Here is a 20,449-nt window from a genome sequence, read left to right as displayed (position 1 = left end):
CGAGGACGGCCGGCCCGGTGACCCTCCCTCAAGGGGCGGCCCCACGCCTCGGCGCGGGGTGCGCATTCTGGAAGATGCGGCCCTTCCGGGGCCGCTGCTAGCTTGGGAAAATGTCTAACTCGAAAAAGGTCGACGATTTCCTCGCCAAGCTGGACCACCCGCTGAAGGAGGAGATGAAGGCCATCAGGGCCATCATCACCGCCAATCCGAAAATCGAAGAAGACGTCAAATGGGGCGGCCCCAGTTTCGCCTACAAGGAGGAGCTGGCCACCTTCAGCCCTCGGGTCAAGGACGCCGCCGCGCTGGTCTTCCACCAGGGTTCCCTGCTGAAGGACGAGTCGGGCCTGCTGGAGCCCGGCCCGAAGGGCAAGGCCTACGCCAAGATCCGCAGCATGGGCGAGGTCAACGCCAACAAAGAGGCGCTCGAGCAGCTCGTCAACGAGTGGATCGAGTTGATGGACAAGAAGTGACCTCCGCTCGCCGGGCCGCGTGAGCGCGCGGAAACGGCTCAGACGACCATGATCCGGCGCCGCGCGTGCGACCGGCCTGACTGTCGACGTGCGCCGCCGCGGCCCCGGCGAGTGTGTACGTCCTCTCGACCGGATGTGCAGCCTTTCCCGGTCCGCTTGAGCACCCTCCTCCTGGCGTATAGTGGCGCGAGGTCGCCTTTGTGGGCGTGTGCCCACCATCGGCGACCGGGTGAGGGTGAGAGGCCAAGAGGACACACGATGCCGACAGGAATACACCTTCAGGATCCGCGCGAGCAGTTGTTCGGCGCCGCCGAGCAGATCCTCCTCCAGGAGGGCCCGAACGCGCTCACCAGCCGCGCGGTGACCGCCCGGGCCGGCTGCGCCAAGGGCGTCCTGCACCGGCACTTCGAGTCCTTCGACGCCTTCGTCGCGGAGTTCGTGCTCGACCGCATCGACCGGATGCGGGCCCAGGGCGCCGCGCTGCGCGGGACCGCGGGGACCGGCACCGTCGTCGGCAACCTCACCGACGCGCTGACCCGCCTGTTCGGCCCGCTCGCCGTGTCCATCGTCACGCTCGTCGTCTTCCACGACCAGGTGCGCGTGCGGCTGCGCGCCGCGCGCCCGGCCGGCGGCCTCCCGGTGCTGGGAGAGCTCGCGGTCATCCTGTCCGACTATCTCGCCGACGAGCAGAAGCTGGGCCGGCTCGCGGCCGGCGCCGACCTCGGCATGCTCGTCCCCACCCTGCTCGGTGCGTTGCACCTGCGCTTCGCCGGCGCGGACGGCCCGCCTCCCGGGGCGGACGACATCCGCGAGGTGGTCTCCTCGGTGTTCGCCACCGCCCTGACCACCACGGACCGAGCCACCGCAGACCGAGCCACCACGGACCGAGCCACCACAGACCGAGCCACCACGGACTGAGCCCCGCCCTTACGGCCGGGCGGTTCACCGCCCCGTTCTCCTTCACGCCCACGGTGCTCGCCGAGCAGTACGGCGGGCCGGCCTTCGTGCCCCGCTCGACCTGCTCCACCCCGCTGTGACCCGGCCGCCGGGGAGCACGGCGCCGGTGGCCGGTGGCGCGCCTCCGCCACGGAGCACGGCCCCGGTGGTCAGTCGTCCTTGGCGGCCGACAGGTCGAACTCCGGACTGCCCCTCCCGATCCCTTCCGGGGGCGGCGGCAGATCCGGCCCCGGCGGTCCTCCTTTATCCGCGTCGTATAGTGACGCTCCTAAAGTGCTAGGAGACTAGATAAATGGAGGAACCGTTGATCGAGTTCCATCTGGACAGCAGGTCGGGTCTCTCGCCGTACCAGCAACTGGTCCAGCAGGTACGCCACGCGCTGCGGCTCGGCGTCCTGCGCGAGGGCGACCAGCTGCCCACCGTGAAGGAGGTCGTCGCGCAGCTGGCGATCAACGCCAACACCGTGCTCAAGGCCTATCGGGAGCTGGAGCACGAGGGCCTGGTGGCCGCCAGGCCGGGGGTCGGGACGTTCGTGACGGCCCGGCTCACCGGCGCCTCGCTGGCCGCGCACGGCCCGCTCCGGCTGGAGCTGCGGCGCTGGCTGGCCAAGGCCCGCCGGGCCGGTCTCGACGACGAGAGCATCGAGGCCCTGTTCCTCACCACATTCCGGAACGCCGCCGAGGAGGACATAGCGTGACTTCCGTCCTGGAGGCCCAGGGACTGGGCAAGAGGTACGGCAAGCGCTGGGCGCTGCGCGAATGCACCATCGACATCCCGGCGGGTCACGTCGTCGGGCTCGTCGGGCCCAACGGAGCCGGCAAGACCACGCTGCTGAAACTCGCCTGCGGCCAGGTAGCGCCGACGACCGGCGGCATCACCGTGCTGGGCGGGCGCCCGGCCGGCGGTCGCGGGCAGCTCGCCAAGGTCGGCTTCGTCGCCCAGGACACCCCCGTCTACGCCGGGCTGAGCATCGCCGAGCACCTGCGGCTGGGGGCGCGGCTCAACCCCGGCTGGGACGCCGCGATGGCCCGCGAGCGCATCGAGCGGCTGGGCCTCGACCCCGCCCAGCGAGGGAGCAGGCTCTCCGGCGGCCAGCGCGCCCAGCTCGCCCTCACCCTGGGCCTGGCCAAGCGGCCCGAGCTGCTGGTCCTCGACGAGCCGGTCGCCTCGCTCGACCCGCTGGCGCGCAGGGAGTTCCTGCAAGGGCTGATGGAGGCCACGGTCGAGCACGGGCTCAGCGTCGTGCTCTCCTCGCATCTGGTCAGCGACCTGGAGCGGATCTGCGACTTCCTGATCGTGCTCGCCGGCTCGCGCGTGCGGGTGGCCGGGGAGGTCGACCGGCTGCTGGCCACCCACCACCGGCTCACCGGCCCGCGCCGCGACCCCGGCCGGTTACCCGCCGGCCAGCACGTGGTCTCCGCGCGGCACACGGACCGGCAGAGCACGTTCGTGGTGCGCACCGAGGGGCCGATCCACGATCCGGCCTGGATGGTGTCCCGGCTCGGCATGGAGGACCTCGTCCTGGCGTACATGGACGAGCGCCCCGCGCAGGGCCCGCGGGTGGCCCTGGAGGTGCGGCGATGATCTGGCTGACCTGGCGGCAGTTCCGCGGCTCGGCCGCGATGGTCGCCGCCGCCCTCGCCGCGCTGGCCGCCGTGCTGGCCGTGACCGGCCCCGGCCTCGCCTCCGGCTACGCCGGCGGGCTGGCCGAGTGCACCCCCGACGACACCTGCGCGCGCTTCTTCGACCGGTTCTTCGACGCCTACCACACCCCGTTCATGGCCGTCGGCCTCGTCGTGCTGGTGCTGCCCGCTCTCATCGGCCTGTTCTGGGGAGCCCCGCTGATCACCCGCGAGCTGGAGGCGGGCACGCACCTGCTGGTGTGGAGCCAGACCGTCACCCGCCGCCGCTGGCTGGCGACCAAGCTCGCGCTCACCGGCGCGGCCGCCACCACCGCCACCGGGCTGTGCGCGCTCGTGGTGACCTGGTGGTCCGACCCGCTGGACAAGTCGGCCCCCGCCGGTTACGCCCTGATGGACCCGCTGGTGTTCGGCGCGCGGGGCGTCGCCCCTCTGGGGTACGCGGCCTTCGCCTTCGTCCTGGGCGTGACCGTGGGCATGCTGGTGCGCCGCACCCTGCCCGCGATGGCCCTCACGCTGGCCGTCTTCGCCGCGGTCCAGCTCGCCATGCCGCTGCTGGTCCGCCCGCACCTGATGCCCCCGGTCACCGCGACCTTCGAGCTCGGCGACGCGAACGTGCAGAGCTTCGGCGTGCAGCGCGACGGAGGCGAGCGGCCGCAGGTCCTCCTGGACTCGGCGGTCCCCGGCCACATGGGCTCCTGGGTGCTGTCCAGTCACCTGCTCGACCCGTCGGGACGCGTGATCGCCGGCGCCGGAGAGTCGGCCACGATCGCGGTCTCCACCACGTCCGGGCCCTGCTCGCCGCAGCAGGTGGGACCGCAGGGCATGGCCGCGTGCATGGCGGAGATCAACCGGCTCGGCTACCGGCAGCTCGCCACCTACCAGCCGCTCGCCCGCTTCTGGCCCTTCCAGTGGATCGAGACCGGGCTCTACGCCCTGCTCACCCTGGGGCTGACCGTCCTGTCCTTCTGGTGGCTCAGGAGACGCGTGTCATGACCGCCGCCAGGGTCGTGGCCGCCGGGCTGGCCCTGCTGCTGGCGGCGGCCTGCACCGCGCCGGCGCCGCCCAGGAGCCAGGCGCGGGCGCAGGATCGCACGGTCTGCGCGCCGCCCCAGGGCCCGCCGGCCGCGGAGACGGCCACCACGGTCGACGTCATCGAGCAGGCGTACTTCTGCATCCTCGGCAACTACCACGGCGGTCCCGCCCTGGACGCTCGCGCGCTGCTGACCAGCGGTTTCGCCGCCCTGACCCAGGAGCTCAACCGCGCCGGGCGCGACCTGCCCGAAGCCGTCGCGCCGGCGCTGACCGGCGACCGCGCGGCGGACTGGGCCGCCTTCGAGGCCGCCTACCGGCGGATCACCGACCGGGCGCCCGGCCTGCGCGACCGGCTGGCCGTCGCCACCCTGGAGGCGATCGTGGCGGCGCTCGGCGACGACCACGTCCGCTGGGTCCGCGCCGCGAAGCAGCCGCCGGACTCCTACGACGGCGACGGCTACGGCCTGGGCCTCGTGGCCAGCGCCTACGGGCCGCAGGTGGACGGTGACCCCGGCGCCGCGCTCCCCCCGCTGTTCGTCACCGAGGTGCCGGGCGGCGCGGCGCGGAAGGCCGGGCTGCGCCCCGGTGACCTCATCGAGTCGGTCAACGGGTCGGCGCCCTTCATCGACGGGCGGGCCACGCCGGCGATCGCCGCCCTGTATCCGCGCCATCCCGAGGCGCGCCCGGTCGAGCTGCGGCTGCTGCGGCAGAGCACCGGCCGCCGCTGGACCGTCGCGCTCCGGCCCGGCCTCTACCCGCGCGATCCGGCCACGCTGCGGGTGGTGCGGTCGGAGCTGCTGGACGACGTCGCCTACGTACGGATGACCGGGTTCGCGCCCGACTCGGCGAACCGCGTGCTCAGGGCCATCGCCCGGCTGCGCCAGGGCCGCACCTTGGCCGGCGTCGTGCTGGACCTGCGCGGCAACGGCGGCGGCAGCCCGGTGGAGTCGACCCGGCTGCTGAGCGCGTTCGCGCACGGCAAGGTCACCGCCTACCAGTGCACGGTGGACGGCGCGTGCGCGGCCTCGCGGACCGACGACACCGTCGAGCTGGTCGGCCTGCCCCTGGCGGTGCTCGCAGACCGGGGCTGCGCCTCGGTCTGCGAGCAGTTCAGCTCGGCGATCAAGGACTGGCGGGCCGGGACGCTGGTCGGCACCAGGACCGCGGGCGTCGTCTCCGGGTCCGCGCAGGCGTACCTGCTGAGTGACAACACCCTGCTGAACTTCCCCGTCAGGCATCACCGGGGGCCGAACCGGGAGGTGATCGACCGGATCGGCGTGCCGCCCGACCACCACGTGCCCCCGACCCCGCGCGATGCGGCCGCCGGGCACGACGCCGCGCTGGCCAAGGCGCTGACCCTGCTGCGCACGTGAAGGGAGCACTCATGAGACAGATCCTGGCCGCCGCCGCGGGGCTGGCCGTGCTGGCGGCGTCCGCCTGCGCGGCGCCCCCGCCGCCGCGCGCCGCCGTCCCGCCGGCCGCCCCCGCCGGACCGGCCGTGCTGCCCGCGCCCACCGGCGCGCATCCGGCCGGCACGACCGTCCTGCACCTGACCGACACCTCGCGCCCCGACCCCTGGGACCCCGACGCCGGCGCCAGGGAGCTCAAGGTCACGCTGTGGTATCCGGCGCAACGGCGGGACGGGCGGCGGGCGGCGTACATGACGGCCAAGGAGTCGGAGCTCTTCCTGAAGGGCTCGGCGATCGCGGGCGTGCCGCCCGACACGCTGAGCAGGACGCGCACGAACTCCGTCACGGACGCCCGGCCCGCGGGCGGGAGGCTGCCGCTGGTGGTGTTGTCCCCCGGCTTCACCAAGCCGGTCAGCTCGCTCACCTCCCTGGCGGAGGAGCTGGCCAGCCGGGGGTACGTCGTGGCCGGCATCGACCACACCCACGAGAGCTACGCCACGACGCTGGCCGACGGGCGGGTGGCCGGATGTCTCGCCTGCGACGGCGACACCGACCCGGGCTTCGGCACGGGGGTGGTGCAGGGCCGGGCGGCCGACGTGTCGTTCGTGCTCGACCGGCTGCCGAAGGCATGGGACGGCGCGGGGGTGATCGACCGCTCCCGGATCGCGATGGTGGGCCAGTCGATGGGCGGGGCCGCCGCGGTGGCGGCCATGCTGGCGGACTCCCGCGTGCGCGCCGGGATCGACCTGGACGGCACCACCTACGCCCGGATTCCCAGGAGCGGGCTCTCGCGGCCGTTCATGTTCATCGGCTCGGCCCGGCACACGCCGGGCGGGGAGGCGGCCGCGTGGGAGCGGGACTGGCGGCTGCTGACCGGGTGGAAGCGCTGGCTGGTGCTGTCGGGCGCGGAGCACCAGTCCTTCACCGACCTCCCGATGCTGGCGGGGGCCCTCGGGATCAAGCCCGTCCGTGGCGTGCTGGCGGCGGCGCGGGGCGCGGAGCTGACCCGTACGTATGTGGTGGCCTTCCTCGACCGGCACCTGAAGCAGCGGCGGCAGCCGCTGCTGGACCGGCCGTCGGCCCGCCACCCCGAGGTGCGGTTCTGCTCGCCGCCCCGCTGCTCCTGAGCCCGCCGCCGGTGGGAGGTACCCGCCGGGCAGGGCGCCGCCCCGCAGCGTCGACCGCGCTCGGCCCGGCGGGGGACTGGGTGGCCCGGCTCGCGGGCCTTCCGGCGGGATGCGGCCGCGGCTGCGGCTTCGTCTCCCAGCGCATCGCGGCGCACCTCCTCTCGGGGATCGTGCTTGTCCAGAGAGGCGGCGTACAGGGATAAATACCTATAAATCAAGAATCGTTGCGTACGCCGGGGAACGAGCTGTTGTACTCCGGGGTCACGAACACGAACGCGTCCAGGGACGAGATCGTGGCCGACCAGCGCCTCGTGTGCTCGTGCCGGTAGTCGCCCGTGGCCGGGTGGCTCGGCTCGTCCAGGCGCGCGAGGTCGTGATCCATCAGATCGACCAGCTCGTTTGCCGCACCACCTGACGTGGCAGGTCCGCCGGTCTTGAGGTCTCTCAGGCCGGGGCGCGGGTGGCGCCGTTGGTGACGCGGCGCAGGACGTGCTCGACCGGGCCGTACCGGTGCGTACGCAGCCAGCGCGCGCTCAGCCAGAGCAGGACCGCGTAGATCACGGCCGCCACGCCCATCACCGCGATCGGCGGCAGCTCGCCCGCCAGCGCCAGGCCGTATCCCGTGAAGATCAGGCAGGCCAGCACCGACTGCCCGATGTAGTTGGAGGCCGCCACCCGCCCGGCCGGGGCCAGCGCGCGCCCGACCGAGGGGAAGCGCCGCACCACCCGCAGCAGGGTCACCACGTAGGCGGCGGCCAGCGGCACCGAGGTGACCGTGCTCACCGCCGCGCCCACCAGCTCCCACGCCCCCGGCACGCCCGCCGTCACGGCGAGCAGGACCCCGCCGGGCAGGCCGAGACCGAAGCCCACCCACTGGATCCGGGGCAGCAGCCGCGCCCACCGCTCGGGCTCCTCCAGCAGCCTGGACTTGCCGGCCGCCAGCCCGAACAGGAACATCGCCAGCGCCATCGGCCCCTGGAAGACCCAGACCATCGCCACGAGAGGCGGATAGAGCTCCGCCTGCAGGGTCAGGTAGTCGAGCGGCGTGCCGGTGAACAGCTCCATCGTGCGCGCCGCCGCCGCGGTGTCCGGCCGCGGCGCCCGGCCCGCCGCCGGGTCGAGGGTGGACAGCCACGCCAGCGCCGCCATCAGCAGGGCGATCACACCGACGATGGACGAGCCCACGACGACGGCGGTCTTCGGCCGGATGTTGCGCATGGCGAGCAGGATCAGGCCGAGCACGGCGTACAGGGTGAGGATGTCGCCGATCCACAGCAGCAGCCCGTGCGCCACGCCGATCACGAACAGCCCCAGGCACCTGCGCAGCGTCCTGGCCCGCACGCTCGCGCCCGCCCGCTCCGCCGAGCGCATCTGCAACGTGAAGGAGTATCCGAACAGGAACGAGAAGATGATGTAGAACTTCGTCAGCACGAACGTGGTGATCGCGAAGGCGACCGGCCCGTCGGGGATGGGCATGGCGCCGTTGGTGGCGTAGCCGGGGTCGGAGAAGTAGCCGATGTTCGCCGCCAGGATGCCCGCCAGGGCGAACCCGCGCACGACGTCCAGCTCGTGGACGCGGGTGCCGGGCGACGTGCGGAGTTCCGTCATGGCGCCGACGCTACGGAGGGCGGGTCCGGCGGGGCATCAGACCTTGGTCTCCGGCGGGCTGACCAAAGGAGCGGCGAGTGCCCGATGTGCCGGTTGATGGGGTAAATGGGGCAGAAGATCAGGGGCTGCACCACAATGGGGGCATGGCATACCCTCCGCAGCCTCCGCAACCCCAGCCTCGGCAGCCAGGGCCGTGGGGCGGCGTCCAGGGTCAGGGGGCGCCCCGGGGACACGAACCCGCGCCGGGCTACGAACCCTCTCCGGAGGGATACGCCCCCTCCCCTCAGGACTACGCACCCGCCCCGCAGGGGCAGGCGCCCACCGCGCCGGGGTACGCACCCACCACCCAAGGCCCCGCCCCCTCCCAGAGCCACGCCCCCTCACAGAGCCACGCCCCCTCACAGAGCCACGCCCCCTCACAGAGCCACGGCTCCTCACAGGGCCAGCGCCGGCCCCAGGAGCACGACCCCTTCCAGGGCTACGGGCAGCCCCAGGACTACGACCCGTTCCTGAACTACGGGGCGGCCCCGGGCCCGGACCCTCGGCAGCAGTCCGCCCCTGGACAGCCGGGACCCCAGCAGCCCGGCCCGGCCCAGCCCCACGGCCCCGGGCAGCAGCCCGCGCCTGCCCAGCCCCACGACCCGGGCGGCTTCCCCGGCCCGGCCCCGCAGCACGGCGCGTCGCCGCACCACGGACCGGGACCCGAGCACGGGCCGGGACCGCAACACGGGCCGGGCCAGCCTTACGGGCCAGGCCGGCCATATGGGCCGGGCCAGCCGCACGGGCCCGGACACCCGCACGGGCCGGGGTCGCAGCAGGTCGGTTACGGGCCGGGGGGAGCCGGGCCCGGCGGGCCGTACCCGCCGGCGGGTCACGGGGCCAGGCCGCCGGCCAGGAGCAACACCGCGCTGATCATCGGTCTGGCCGCCGGCCTGGCCGTGCTGCTGCTGGGCGGCGGCGCGTGGGGCGCGTACGCGTACCTGAGCGCGCCGGGCCCCGCGTCCCACGCCCTGCCCAGCACCGCCCCCACCGCCTCGGGCCCGTCCGCCTCGGGCCCGTCCACCTCGGGCCCGTCCACCTCGGGCCCGTCCACCGAGGCCCCCGAGAGCACGCCCCAGTCGCGGACTCCCGAGTCCGACCCACCCGCCTCCGCCGTACCCTCCACCGTGCCCTCCGCCGTGCCCTCCGCCGTGCCCTCCACGACGCCCACCGGCGCGCAGGCGACCTCCAAGCAGGCCCAGCCGGGCTCGCCGATCAGGCACACCGAGTTCGACGACTGGAACTTCGCCCTGGGCGCCATCAAGTTCAAGGCCGACAAGGTCGGCGGCTGGACCTACAGCTCGTGCACGGCGGTGGACGGTCAGGGCGTGCTGGCCAGGAACAAGTGCCAGCGGGCCGTGCAGCTCGCCTACTCCGCCTACAACGGCCATCTCAAAGCGGTCCAGATCCTGATGGCCTTCCCCAGCGACCGGGCCGCCAAGACCACGGCCGACCGCCTGTCCAAGCTGTCGTCCGACGCGGTCAAGTGGCGCCAGGACAAGGCGCTGACCAACTACGTCTACGGGAAGATCCTGTCGGGGGCGTCGAAGAAGTATGTGGTCGTCACGATCGTCACGGCGGACAAGTCGGCCCGTTCCATGGCCAAGAACTTCCACGCCTACCTGCAGACCGACCAGACCAGCTACTTCCTCATGCGCGACCAGACGATCACCAGCTGACCATTCCGCCACAAACGCATACGAGGTGGGTCGGGTCCGGACTGGACCCGGCCGATAACGTCGGCATCATGTTCGACTCGCAACCCGCCCGCGCCGAGGGCCGCCGATGATCGGCGCCATCGCGGACGACTTCACCGGCGCGACCGATGTCGCCGTGGCGCTGCGCCGCCGCGGCCTTCGTACCGTTCTGTACTTCGGCCTGCCGCCCCAGGGCGTCACGCCGCCCGAGCACGACGCCGTCGTGATCGCGCTCAGGACCCGCACGATCCACCGGGCGGACGCGGTGGCCAGGTCCCTGCGCGCGCTGCGCTGGCTGCGCGCGCACGGGGCGGCCGAGCAGGTCTACTTCACGTACTGCTCCACCTTCGACTCCACCCGCGACGGCAACATCGGCCCGGTGCTCGACGCGCTGGCGGACGCCATGGAGGCGCCCCTCGTCGCCATGACGCCGAGCTCGCCCGAGCACGGCCGCACGCAGTACAACGGCTACCTGTTCGTCGGCGACGCGCTGCTCGGCGAGTCCCACATGCGCCACCACCCTCTCACCCCGATGACCGACTCGTACCTGCCGCGCCTGCTGGAGGGTCAGAGCGCCTACCGCGCGGGGGTCGTGACGCTGCCGCAGGTGCGCGCGGGGCAGGTCGGGCGGCGGCTGGCCGAGCTGCGCGAGCAGGGCGTCCGGTACGTGTTCGTGGACGCCCTGGAGGACGACGACCTCATGCTGGCCGGGCGGGAGCTGGCCGGCCTGCCGCTGGTGGCGGGGGCGGCCGGGCTCGCGGGCGGGCTGGCGGCGGCCCGGGCGGCGGCCACGGGCCACGACGACGCGCCGGCCCCCGAGCCGTCGGGCCCGGCCGCGGTCCTCGCGGGCAGTTGCGCGGCCCGTACGCTCCAGCAGGTCGCCACCATGATCGAGGCGGGCAGACCGGCCTACCGGCTCGACCCGCTGGCCGACGGCGACGCCGACTCGCTCGCCCGGAACGCTTTGGCCTGGTACGACACCCTGCCTCCCGGGTCGGGCGCCCCGCTGATCTACTCGTCGCTGGAGCCGGCGAGGCTGCGCCGCGTACAGGACGCCCTGGGCGCCGAGCGGTCGGCCGCGATCCTGGAGACGGCCATCGGCCGGGTGGCCAGGGGGCTGGTCGAGCGGGGCGTCACCCGCGTGATCACGGCGGGCGGCGAGACCTCCGGCGCGGTCGTGACCGCGCTCGGCGCGCCCGGCGGCCTGATCGGGAACGAGGCCGCGCACGGCGTCCCGTGGATCTTCACCCCCGGCGGCCTCGCGCTGCTGCTGAAGTCCGGCGACTTCGGCGGCCCCGACCTGCTGCTGACGGCGTCACAGTGAGCGCGTGACGACCGCCGTCTCCCGGACTCGGAGAACAACCGCGGCAAATCACGGCGAACGCATGACGGCCGCCCCCGGTCGCGGAGAACCTCCGCGGCAAATCGCGGTGGACACATGACGGCCGCCCCTCCCCCGGATATGAGGAACGAAGCGCCTGCGGCCGGCACGCGGAAAATCGTGTCTCGCCGACGCCGGTAATTGATCGTTACTCTGACTCCATATTCGCCGACTCGGAGGAATATGGAGAGCTTTATGGCATTTCACCTCAACGGGGCGTCCCTCCCCGGCGGGACGCCCCGTTGATCCCCCGGCTCACCCATCGGCGGCCTTTCGACAGCGCGTTGTTCTGCGGTCTCCTCGGCGTGGCCGGCCTGCTGTGCCTGGCGGAGGCGGCCGGCCGCCTCGGGCTCGTCTCCCCCGCGCAGTTCCCGCTCGCCTCGTCCGTACTGGTCACCGCCGCGGGGCTGGCGGCCGACCCCGAGTTCCTGCTCGACGTCGCCGCCACCTTCGCGGGATGGGCGCTGGGGCTGGCGCTGACGGTGGCGCTGGCCGTGCCGGCGGGGCTGCTGCTGGGCAGCGTGCCGCCGATCGAGGCGGCGCTGCGGCCGGTGATCGAGTTCCTGCGGCCCATCCCGTCCGTGGCGCTCATCCCGCTGGCCGCGTTCGTGTTCACCGAGCGACTGGACATGAAGGTCGCGATCATCGTGTACGCCTCCACCTGGCCGATCCTGATCAACACCATGTACGGCCTCAGAGAGGTCGATCCCCTGGCCGAGGAGACCCTGCGCGCCTTCGGCTTCGGCCGGCTCGCGGTGCTGCTGCGCGTCTCGCTGCCGAGCACGGCGCCGTTCATCGCGACCGGCATCCGGGTGTCGGCCACGATCGCGCTCATCCTGGCCATCAGCACGGAGCTGCTCGCGGGCGGCTCCGACGGGATCGGCACCTTCATCATCCTGGCCGGCAGCAGCCCCGACGGCCTGACGCTGACCGTGGCCGCCACCGTGTGGGCGGGGCTGCTCGGCGTCGCCACCAACGGCGCGTTCGTCTGGGCCGAGCGCCGCCTCTTCCACTGGCGCCCGGGAGCGGCCCGGTGACCGGGCGGCTGGTCAGGGGGCTGGCGCGGTGGTGGGTCGTACCGGTCGTGCTCGCCGGGTGGGAGCTGGCCACGCGCTCGATGGGGCACCCGTTCTTCCCGCCGCCGTCGGCGATCGCCGTACGGATGCGCGAGTTGTGGTTCACCGGCCCTGCGGCCCGGCTCTGGCTGAACGACGTCGCCCTGGCCAACTTCCCGCCGAGCCTGGGCCGGCTGCTGGCGGGATGGCTGCTGGCCGGGGTCGTGGGGGTGGCCGCCGGCGTGGCGCTCGGGCGCTCGCCGCTGCTCTACCGCTTCCTCGACCCGGTCATCCAGTTCGGCCGGGCGCTGCCGCCGCCCGCGCTGCTGCCCATGTTCCTGGCGCTGTTCTCGACGGGCACGCGTATGCAGGTCGCCACGATCACGTTCGGCATCGTGTGGCCGGTGCTGTTCAACGCGGCGGACGGGGCGCGCAACGTGGAGCCGTTGCACCTGGAGACGGCGCGGGTGTTCGGGTTCCCGGCCGGCCGGCGGCTGCTGCGGGTCATCCTGCCGTCGGCCGCGCCGAAGATCGTCACCGGCCTGCGGCTGAGCCTCTCGCTCGCGCTGATCCTCATGGTCATCGCGGAGTTCTTCAGCACCGAGGGCATCGGGTTCCAGTTGCGGGCGGCGCAGCGGGCGTTCGACCTGCCGGGCGTGTGGGGGGCGATCGCCCTGCTCGGCATTTTGGGATATCTGCTGAACCAGGGCTTTCTGGTGCTGGAGAGACGCCTGCTCATCTGGCAGGACGCCGCGAAAAGCCCATGACCTTCCCGACGGCCGACGGATAAGCTCAAGAATCTCGCCTTACCGGATGCGTTTCCCCTTTTGGAGTGGGCATGTTGGCTTTCCGGCGCGTCTCCCTGATCGTCCTCACCACATTACTGATCGGTTCCTGCGGCTCGGGAGGTGATTCGGGTGGGCAGGCAAATGGATTAGAAAAGACCGAAATAACGATCGGGATGTTGCCGCTGCCCGAGGTGGCCCCCATCCAGCTCGCCATCGACAAGGGCTACTTCGCCGCCGAGGGGCTCAAGGTCCGGACCGAGCTCATCGCGGGCGGCGCGGCGGCCATGCCCGACCTGGTCTCGGGCAAGCTCGACATCATGCACAGCAACTACGTCTCCGCGCTGCTCGCCGCCGCCAGCGGCAGCGTCAAGATCAAAATCGTCGGAGACGCGTACGTCGCCAAGCCCGGCAACTTCACCCTCATGACCAGGGAGGACTCCCCGATCACCGAGCTGTCGCAGCTCAAGGGCAAGACCATCGGCGTGAACACGCTCAACAACGTCGCCACGCTGACCGTCAGCGCCGTGCTGAAGCCCGTGGGGCTGCGGCCGGAGGACGTCAAGTTCGCCGAGCGGCCCTTCCCGGAGATGGCCGGGGCGCTGCAGAGCGGGCAGGTGGACGTCGCGTTCCTGCCCGAGCCGTTCAGCCAGGCCGCGGCGGGCACGTTCGGGGCGGTCGCGTTGGCCGAGCCCTTCGCCGGGACGACGGCCGACTTCCCGATCGCCGGCTATCTCGCCACGGAGACCTTCGCCCAGGACAACCCGAAGGTCGTCGCGGCCTTCCAGCGGGCCCTGCGCAAGGGCGCCGAGCTGGCCCTGTCGACCCCGGCCGAGGTCGCGCCGGCGCTGGAGAAGTACACGAAGATCGACCGGGACACGGCGGCCGGCATGAAGCTCGGCGGCTTCTCCACGGCCGTTGATCCCGCGCGGGTGCAGCGGGTGGCGGACCTCATGCTGGAGTTCGGCTACCTGAAGCAGAAATTCGACGTCACCGGCCTCGTGGCCGAAGGCGCCTCCTGACCCCGGACGACCGCCCCATGGGACCGCCCTCCGGACGGCCGGCCCTGAGGCCGGCCCCGGACGACCGGCCCCGGCGAGTGATCCCGGCGAGTGACCTCTGCACACGGCCTCCTCACCCGCTCTGGAGCGCCTGCCCGCCCCGGAGCGCCTGCCCGCTCTGGAGCGGCTAGTCCAGCAGCCCCCGCTCCCGGGCCACCGCCGCGGCGTGCGTGCGCGTGGACACCTCCAGCTTGCCCAGGATGTTGGAGACGTGCACGCTCACCGTCTTCTGCGCGATGAACAGCCGCTGCGCGATCTCCCGGTTGGTCAGCCCCTCGGCGACCAGCCGCAGCACCTCGGCCTCCCGCGCGGTCAGCGAGCCGCCCTCACCGGCCGGCCCGTCACCGCCGGCGGCGCCGGAGGCCGGGCCGGCGGCCGCGCCGCGTGACCCGGCGCCGAACCGGGCCCGCCGCCCGAACTCCAGCAGCGCGTTCTCCAGCGGCACGGCCCGCAGCTTGCCCGCCGTCTCACGGGCCAGCTCCCACTCCGCCTGCGCCGCCTCCCGGTCGCCCGCCGCCAGCAGCGCCTCGGCCAGCCGCCATCGGGCGCGCGCGGTCTCGTACACGAAGCCGAAGCCGAACGCCTCGACCACCCGGCGGCACAGCTCGACGTCGAACCGCCCGTGCACGCGGTGCCACTCGGCCTCCACCCGCAGCTCCCACGCCCGCCCCTCGGGGCCCAGGTAGCCGCCCTGCCCGATCGGGCCGCCCTCGACGGCCACCCGCGCGTGGGCGCGCAGCTCGTCGGCACCCTCGGTGGTGCCCAGCTCGGCCAGCGCCCACAGCCCGATGGCGGCGATGCGCAGGTTGGTGGCGTCGCCGTCGACCTGATCGGCCATGATCGCGCGGACGTGTTCCAGCGCGGTCGCCGGGTCGCCGCGCCAGATCGCGTGCTCGGCCGCCAGGCCCCGGGACATGTAGGAGACCAGCTCGTCGGACCAGAACGGCCGCAGCCAGCTCAGCCGCCCCTCGACCGCGGGCAGGCCCCGCGCGACCTCGATGAACAGCGCGAACGACGACAGGGTCGCCTCCGGCACGGTGCCCACCCGCGTGCCGAAGCCGGCCGCCACGGCCTCGGCCTGGTCCCACTCGCCGGCCACGTAGTGGATGAGGAAGCGCAGGAAGCGCAGGTCGGTGCCGTAGGTGCTCCACTTGAGCCCGTGTTCGAGCGCGATGCGGATGCCCTCGTCGGCCACCTCGGCGGCGTGGTCGAGCACGCCCTGCTCGTAGTGGATGCGGGCGTGGTGGAAGCGGGCCCGCAGGTTCATCGCCAGGTCGCCGGTGCGCCGGGCCATGCCGGCGTCGACCAGCTCGTGGGCCCGGTGCAGGTCGCCGCGGAGCTCGACGAACGTGGCCAGCGTGAGCATCGCGCCCACCTCGGCGTCGTCCGCCCCGGCGGCGCGGGCGGTCTCCAGCGCCCGGGCGCACAGGGCCTCGACCTCCTGGTGGCGCGGGCTCCACAGCAGCGTGCGGGCGTAGGTGGCCAGCGCGCGGGCGAGCTCGGCCTGGTCCTGCGCGCTCTCGACGGCCCGCTCGGCCGCCGCGATCGCCCCGGCCCGGTCGTCGGTCTCGTAGAGGTAGTAGGCCAGCCGCTCGCTCACCTGGGAGGTCTGCGGCAGCGCGCGGAGCTGGACCACCGCCCGGTGCTTGTCGCCGCTGTCGGCGGCCATGATCGCGCTGCGGAAGGCCAGCTCCACGCGGCCCTCCCCGGCCAGCCGGGCCGCGTCGTCCACGCGGTCCCACAGGCCGAGCGCGCGGTCGTAGTGGCTGTGGGCCTCGGCGGGCGCGCCCACCCGCTCGGCCTGCCTGCCCGCCTCGGCCGAGGCCGCCAGCGCGCCCGCCAGGTCGTGGCCGGCCAGGTGGTGGTGAGCCAGCTCGGCGGGAGAGGTGAGCAGGCGGGCGAAGGCGGCGTGGAGCCTGGTGCGCTCGCCCGGCAGCAGGTCGGTGTAGACGGCCTCCTGCAGCAGGGCGTGGCGGAAGGAGTAGCCGTGGCCGCGGACCTTGAGCAGCCCGCGCGAGACGATCTCCCTGACCGCCTCCTCGAACTCGGCCAGCGGCAGCCCCGCGACCTCCCGCAGCAGCTCGTCCTCCACGCTGCGCCCGGCCACGGCGGCGGCCCGCAGCACCCGCTGCCCGGCCTCCGACAGCACCTCGACCCGGGACATCAGCAGGCTGGCCAGCCCGTCGGGCAGGCTGTCGCCCTCGGCCATGGCCGCGTGGAGCTCCTCGGCGTAGAACGGGTTGCCGTCGGCGCGGGAGACGATGAGACCGAGCTCCTGGGCGTCGACGTCGCCCAGGCTGGCGACGTAGTCGGCCATCTCGCCGGAGCCCAGCGGCCGCAGCTCCACGCTCATCACCGTGGGCAGGCGCTTGAGCTCGGCCAGCACGGAGCGCAGCGGGTGGCGGCGGTGCAGGTCGTCGGTGCGGTAGGTGCCGACGACGCAGACCCGCTCGCTCTGCACCATGCGGCTGAGGAAGACCAGCAGGTCACGGGTGGAGCGGTCGGCCCAGTGCAGGTCCTCGATCACGAACAGCACCGGCTGCACGTCGGCGAGCAGCCCGAGCAGCGAGCCGAACAGCCGCTGCTGGGTGAGCCCGGCCGACGGCGCGCTCTCGGTGCCCGGCAGGAGCTGGCCCAGCATGGGGTGGGCGGCGGCGGCCTCGCGCACGGCCGGCTCGGCGCCGCGCAGCGCGTCGGCCAGCGGCAGGTAGGGCAGCGCGTCGCCGAGCTCGGCGCACTGGCCGACCAGCACGTTGAAGCCGCGCTCGCGGGCCTCGGCGGCCAGCTCGGTGACCAGCCTGGTCTTGCCGATCCCCGCGTCGCCGCCGACGAGCGCCACCCCGGCCAGGCCCTCGGCGGCGGAGGTGAGGACCTGGACCAGCCCGGCCAGCTCTGTGGAGCGCCCGACGAGAAGACCGTTCACGCCTGAAACTATGCCACGCCCCTCCGACAAAGCATTGGTCCGGGAAATCAGCTCTGAATTGGCCTTCTTCGACATACCAAAACCATCTTACGCTGCTGCTTTGTGATTCCCCCAACGACTTTCGCGCTGTTCGTGACGGCCTCGCTCGCCCTGGTGCTCATCCCGGGGCCGAACCATCTCTACATCGCCGCCCGGGGGCTCGCCCAGGGCCGGGCGGCGGGCCTGGCCAGCGCGTTGGGCGTGGAGCTGGGCACGCTCGTGCACATCGCGGCCGCCGCGGCGGGCCTGTCGTACGTGATCGCGCGGTCGGCCACGCTGTTCGCGATCATCAAGTGGGCCGGCGTGGCCTACCTCGTCTACCTCGGCATCCGCGCGTTCACCGGCAAGGACGCGGGCACGGACAGGCCGGAGCCGCAGCCGCTGCGCAAGGTGTTCCTCGAAGGCGTGCTGGTCAACGTGCTCAACCCCAAGGTGGCGCTGTTCTTCCTGGCGTTCCTGCCGCACTTCGTGACCCCGGAGGCGGGCCCGCCCGCCCTCCAGGTGACGGTGTTCGGCCTCACGCTGCTGCTCCTGGGCCTGATCTCGGACATCGTGTACGCCTTCACCGCCGGCGCCCTGGCCCGCCGCCTCGAACGCGGCGCCAGGACCCTGCGGCACATCAGCGGCGTCGTCTACCTGGGCCTGGGCGTGGCCACGGCGTTCGCCGGGCGAGAATGACCCCTATGGCGCCGAGGAAGCAGCAGGAGATCTTCGATGCGACGTTGCGGCTGGTCGCCGAGCGGGGCTACGACGGGCTGACCGTCGAGGGGGTGGCCGAGCGGTCGGGCGTCAACAAGACCACGATCTACCGGTGGTGGCCGTCGAAGGCGGCGCTGCTGGCGGCGGCGCTGGTCGAGTCCGACGTGCTGGCCTTCGAGGCGCCCGACACGGGGAGCCTGCGGGGCGACCTCGTGGCCCTGGTGGAGGGCGTGCGGCGGCTGCTGACCGAGCCGCCGGGCAGCGACGTCGCGGTGGCCGCGCTGGGCGCCGCCGTGCGCCATCCGGAGCTGGACGCGCGGCGCTTCTTCGCCGACAGGTTCGCCAGGGAGCGGGAGATCTTCGAGCGCGCGGTGCGCCGGGGCGAGCTGGCGGAGTCGGCGGACCCGATGCTGATCGTCGACCTGCTGGCCGGCGCGGTGTGGACGCGGGCGGTCTTCCGCGGCCTGCCGGTGCACGACGGCTTCGCCGCGCAGGCGGTCGCGACCGTCCTGGACGGGGTGGCCGGCGGCGTGCCGACCCGTGACCCTTTCCATGACGGTCGGCATCGGTGATATCACCCGTCATTCCCGCACGCCATTGATGGCCCCTACCTCCGCCGAGATGCTGCTCGACGCCGCTCGCCCGCCTGCACGCGCCGATCGGCTACTTCATCGGCGGGCCGAGCGACATCGCCTACGACAACGCCATGGACGACTGGAACCGCCTGCCGGCCGGGCTGCCCGCGTTCATGGGCAACCTGGACGTGGGACACTTCGGCACCTACGCCCAGCCCAACGGCGGCGAGTTCGGCCGGGTGGGCGCGGCCTGGCTGAAGTGGCAGCTCAAGGGCGACGCCACGGCCAGGGCCGTGTTCGTCGGGCCGGCCTGCGGGCGCTGCTCGGGCCCCTGGCAGGTCCAGCGCAAGAACCTGGGCTAGAGGGCCTCCGCCAGGGCGGCCGGGATGCGGTCGAGCACCGGGTGCGGCGCCAGCCCGTACGCGTAGAAGTCGACCGCCATCGCCCCGGCCGCCTTGGCCGCGCGGGCCTTGGCCACCAGCCGGTCGGTGGAGTCGCTGTCGGGGTGGCCGGGCCGCAGCACGGCCCGCACCTCGCGGTCCTTGCCCACCGACCGCAGGTAGGCGCCCACGTCGTCGGCCACCCGCGCCGCGTCGCGGGCGTAGGCGGGCACGCCGAACGCCGGCACGAGGTCGCCCAGCGCCACCAGGTCGACGCCGAACTGCCACGCGTCGTGGGCGGCCAGGCCGGGCGCGGGCAGCCCGTCGGCGTGGCCCTTGACAGCGCCGGTCGCGTCCACGAAGACCAGCTTGGAACCCTCGTCGGCGACCGCGAAGGCCACCTCGGACACCAGCGTGGTGACGGTCTCGGAGCGGGCGCGGGCGTAGGCGACCACGTCGGGCCCCGCGTACGCCGTCAGCGCCGCCCTGGTCACCTCGCCCTGGGCCGGCGGGTCGCCGTCGAAGACGCCGCCCACGACCCGGGCGCACTCGTCGCGCGCCACCTCGGCGTTGACGCCCAGGTCGGTGGCCCGCCGCAGGCAGTAGTCGCAGAAGCAGAGCCCGAACAGGTAGGCGTCCATCGGCCCGAGCGGCACGTACGAGCGCTGCGGCTCGATCGGCCTGAAGTGCAGCGACTCGGCCACCACGCTGTCGACCCCGAGCCTGGCCACCGCCCGGGCCAGCGCGACGGCGTATTCGCGCACGTCGGGATGGGCGGGGCACAGGTCGGTGAGCGAGCCGCGGTCGCCGAAGCAGTCGCGCACGGTCACGTCGGGATGGCGGGTGCCGAGCGTGGCGTTGCGCAGGAAGACCGTCCAGCCGTGGAGCTTCATGGACCGTTTCGCGCAGGCCTCGCGCAGCCCGTCGAACACGTCGGTGTAGCCGGGCACGGGCGCCAGCCGGAGCCCGTCGAACAGCTCCGGCGGCGGCGTGAAGTGCGCTCCGTCGTGGCGCAGGGTCAGCCTGGACAGCCCGTGCGGGGTGATGTCGCGGGAGGCGTGGTGCACGGCGCCGACGGTGACGCCGGACACGCCGTACGCGCTGATCCTGTCGAGCACCCGCTCGACGCCCTCGCCGCGCAGGTCCTCGGCGAAGACGTACACCGAACTGTCCACGGCACGACCCTAAGCGCTCTTGTGAGCGACGAAGTCGATCTCCACCAGGATGTCCATCAGCTCGGAGCCCACCGTCGTGCGCACCGGGTAGGGCTGGTTGAAGTACGACTTGTACACCTCGTTGTACGCGGCGAAGTCGCGCTTGACGTCCTGGAGGTGGACCGTGGCCTTGACGACGTCGTCGAAGCCGAGCCCGTGCGCGGCCAGGATGGCGCCGAGGTTGCGCATGACCTGGTGGGTCTGGGCGGCCACGTCGTCGCCGACGACCTCGCCGGTGTGGGGGTCGAGCGGGCCCATCCCGGAGGTGAAGACGAAGTCGCCCACCACGAGACCCTGAGAGTAGGCGCCGACGGGGGCGGCGCCCTCCGTGGTCCTGAGCTCCTTTTTCACGAGA

22 protein-coding genes are annotated in these 20,449 nt (G+C 73.3%); 15 read left to right on the top strand and 7 right to left on the bottom strand.

Annotated elements, in window-relative coordinates; genetic code table 11:
- The first annotated feature begins 110 nt into the window (after nucleotides 1-110).
- The 7 genes from IO39_RS23565 (at nucleotide 111) to IO39_RS23535 (ending at nucleotide 6,638) form a co-directional block, all read left to right on the top strand.
- On the top strand, nucleotides 111-470 hold the full coding sequence (locus IO39_RS23565; protein ID WP_043627159.1) for a DUF1801 domain-containing protein: 360 nt from the start codon (nucleotides 111-113) through the stop codon (nucleotides 468-470).
- Between the two features lie 258 nt (nucleotides 471-728).
- Entirely contained in the window at nucleotides 729-1,388 is a 660-nt protein-coding gene (locus tag IO39_RS23560) for a TetR/AcrR family transcriptional regulator (protein WP_084773359.1), read from the top strand.
- Nucleotides 1,389-1,719: 331 nt separating this feature from the next.
- A complete protein-coding gene (locus IO39_RS23555) occupies nucleotides 1,720-2,124 on the top strand; it encodes a GntR family transcriptional regulator (protein WP_043627156.1) in 405 nt (134 codons plus the stop codon).
- Nucleotides 2,121-3,011: an ABC transporter ATP-binding protein gene (locus IO39_RS23550; RefSeq protein ID WP_043627154.1), complete on the top strand. Its 891-nt coding sequence runs from the start codon at nucleotides 2,121-2,123 to the stop codon at nucleotides 3,009-3,011. The genes IO39_RS23555 and IO39_RS23550 overlap by 4 nt, the downstream gene beginning before the upstream one ends.
- A complete protein-coding gene (locus IO39_RS23545; RefSeq protein ID WP_043627153.1) occupies nucleotides 3,008-4,063 on the top strand; it encodes an ABC-2 membrane transporter-related protein in 1,056 nt (351 codons plus the stop codon). Before IO39_RS23550 ends, IO39_RS23545 begins: the two co-directional genes overlap by 4 nt.
- Nucleotides 4,060-5,475 carry a S41 family peptidase gene (locus IO39_RS23540; protein ID WP_043627150.1) on the top strand — a complete coding sequence of 472 codons (1,416 nt, stop codon included), beginning with the start codon at nucleotides 4,060-4,062 and terminating at the stop codon, nucleotides 5,473-5,475. Before IO39_RS23545 ends, IO39_RS23540 begins: the two co-directional genes overlap by 4 nt.
- A gap of 11 nt (nucleotides 5,476-5,486) precedes the next feature.
- Entirely contained in the window at nucleotides 5,487-6,638 is a 1,152-nt protein-coding gene (locus IO39_RS23535) for an alpha/beta hydrolase family protein (RefSeq protein ID WP_043627148.1), read from the top strand.
- A 214-nt stretch (nucleotides 6,639-6,852) separates the two neighbouring features.
- On the opposite strand, the gene IO39_RS52875 is transcribed toward IO39_RS23535, so the two are convergent.
- The 4 genes from IO39_RS52875 to IO39_RS23520 form a co-directional block, all read right to left on the bottom strand.
- Nucleotides 6,853-7,086: an NADPH-dependent FMN reductase gene (locus IO39_RS52875; RefSeq protein ID WP_281200126.1), complete on the bottom strand. Its 234-nt coding sequence runs from the start codon at nucleotides 7,084-7,086 to the stop codon at nucleotides 6,853-6,855.
- On the bottom strand, nucleotides 7,083-8,246 hold the full coding sequence (locus IO39_RS23530; RefSeq protein ID WP_043627145.1) for a DUF418 domain-containing protein: 1,164 nt from the start codon (nucleotides 8,244-8,246) through the stop codon (nucleotides 7,083-7,085). The genes IO39_RS52875 and IO39_RS23530 overlap by 4 nt, the downstream gene beginning before the upstream one ends.
- 434 nt (nucleotides 8,247-8,680) lie before the next feature.
- On the bottom strand, nucleotides 8,681-8,938 hold the full coding sequence (locus tag IO39_RS23525; RefSeq protein ID WP_157548800.1) for a hypothetical protein: 258 nt from the start codon (nucleotides 8,936-8,938) through the stop codon (nucleotides 8,681-8,683).
- Nucleotides 8,939-9,117: 179 nt separating this feature from the next.
- Nucleotides 9,118-9,411, bottom strand: a complete 294-nt coding sequence (locus tag IO39_RS23520; RefSeq protein WP_169789104.1) for a hypothetical protein — start codon at nucleotides 9,409-9,411, stop codon at nucleotides 9,118-9,120.
- A 1-nt stretch (nucleotide 9,412) separates the two neighbouring features.
- Here IO39_RS23520 and IO39_RS23515 point away from each other — a divergent pair, with 1 nt between their 5' ends.
- The 5 genes from IO39_RS23515 to IO39_RS23495 all read left to right on the top strand — a co-directional run bounded on the left by IO39_RS23515 (nucleotide 9,413) and on the right by IO39_RS23495 (nucleotide 14,225).
- Nucleotides 9,413-9,964, top strand: a complete 552-nt coding sequence (locus IO39_RS23515) for a hypothetical protein (RefSeq protein ID WP_169789103.1) — start codon at nucleotides 9,413-9,415, stop codon at nucleotides 9,962-9,964.
- A gap of 106 nt (nucleotides 9,965-10,070) precedes the next feature.
- Nucleotides 10,071-11,306: a 3-oxo-tetronate kinase gene (gene otnK, locus IO39_RS23510; protein ID WP_043627135.1), complete on the top strand. Its 1,236-nt coding sequence runs from the start codon at nucleotides 10,071-10,073 to the stop codon at nucleotides 11,304-11,306.
- Nucleotides 11,307-11,605: 299 nt separating this feature from the next.
- Nucleotides 11,606-12,400, top strand: a complete 795-nt coding sequence (locus IO39_RS23505) for an ABC transporter permease (protein WP_245642166.1) — start codon at nucleotides 11,606-11,608, stop codon at nucleotides 12,398-12,400.
- A complete protein-coding gene (locus tag IO39_RS23500; RefSeq protein WP_245642164.1) occupies nucleotides 12,397-13,185 on the top strand; it encodes an ABC transporter permease in 789 nt (262 codons plus the stop codon). Before IO39_RS23505 ends, IO39_RS23500 begins: the two co-directional genes overlap by 4 nt.
- Before the next feature lie 71 nt (nucleotides 13,186-13,256).
- The gene (locus IO39_RS23495) at nucleotides 13,257-14,225 is read left to right on the top strand and encodes an ABC transporter substrate-binding protein (protein ID WP_043627236.1); all 969 of its coding nucleotides are present in this window, start codon (nucleotides 13,257-13,259) and stop codon (nucleotides 14,223-14,225) included.
- Nucleotides 14,226-14,391: 166 nt separating this feature from the next.
- Here IO39_RS23495 and IO39_RS59005 read toward each other — a convergent pair whose 3' ends face one another.
- Complete coding sequence (locus IO39_RS59005; protein WP_281200125.1) at nucleotides 14,392-17,187, bottom strand: helix-turn-helix transcriptional regulator; 2,796 nt, start codon at nucleotides 17,185-17,187, stop codon at nucleotides 14,392-14,394.
- 102 nt (nucleotides 17,188-17,289) lie between these two features.
- On the opposite strand from IO39_RS59005, the gene IO39_RS23485 reads away from it, so the two are divergent.
- From IO39_RS23485 to IO39_RS23475, 3 genes are all read left to right on the top strand, one after another.
- Nucleotides 17,290-17,904, top strand: coding sequence for a LysE family translocator (locus tag IO39_RS23485; RefSeq protein WP_052423278.1), 615 nt, complete (start codon nucleotides 17,290-17,292; stop codon nucleotides 17,902-17,904).
- Between the two features lie 5 nt (nucleotides 17,905-17,909).
- The gene (locus IO39_RS23480; RefSeq protein ID WP_043627132.1) at nucleotides 17,910-18,497 is read left to right on the top strand and encodes a TetR/AcrR family transcriptional regulator; all 588 of its coding nucleotides are present in this window, start codon (nucleotides 17,910-17,912) and stop codon (nucleotides 18,495-18,497) included.
- A gap of 134 nt (nucleotides 18,498-18,631) precedes the next feature.
- Nucleotides 18,632-18,862: a hypothetical protein gene (locus IO39_RS23475; RefSeq protein WP_342671438.1), complete on the top strand. Its 231-nt coding sequence runs from the start codon at nucleotides 18,632-18,634 to the stop codon at nucleotides 18,860-18,862.
- Here IO39_RS23475 and IO39_RS23470 read toward each other — a convergent pair.
- Both IO39_RS23470 and IO39_RS23465 read right to left on the bottom strand, forming a co-directional pair.
- On the bottom strand, nucleotides 18,859-20,055 hold the full coding sequence (locus IO39_RS23470; RefSeq protein WP_043627130.1) for a hypothetical protein: 1,197 nt from the start codon (nucleotides 20,053-20,055) through the stop codon (nucleotides 18,859-18,861). The genes IO39_RS23475 and IO39_RS23470 overlap by 4 nt on opposite strands.
- A 9-nt stretch (nucleotides 20,056-20,064) precedes the next feature.
- Nucleotides 20,065-20,445, bottom strand: a complete 381-nt coding sequence (locus IO39_RS23465) for a RidA family protein (RefSeq protein WP_043627126.1) — start codon at nucleotides 20,443-20,445, stop codon at nucleotides 20,065-20,067.
- Nucleotides 20,446-20,449 lie beyond the last annotated feature (4 nt).

Origin of the sequence: Nonomuraea candida, from assembly GCF_000725485.1 — a bacterium.
GTDB lineage: Bacteria > Actinomycetota > Actinomycetes > Streptosporangiales > Streptosporangiaceae > Nonomuraea > Nonomuraea candida.
The sequence above is the reverse complement of the archived record's forward strand: the minus strand, read 5'-3'. Positions and strand labels throughout refer to the sequence as shown.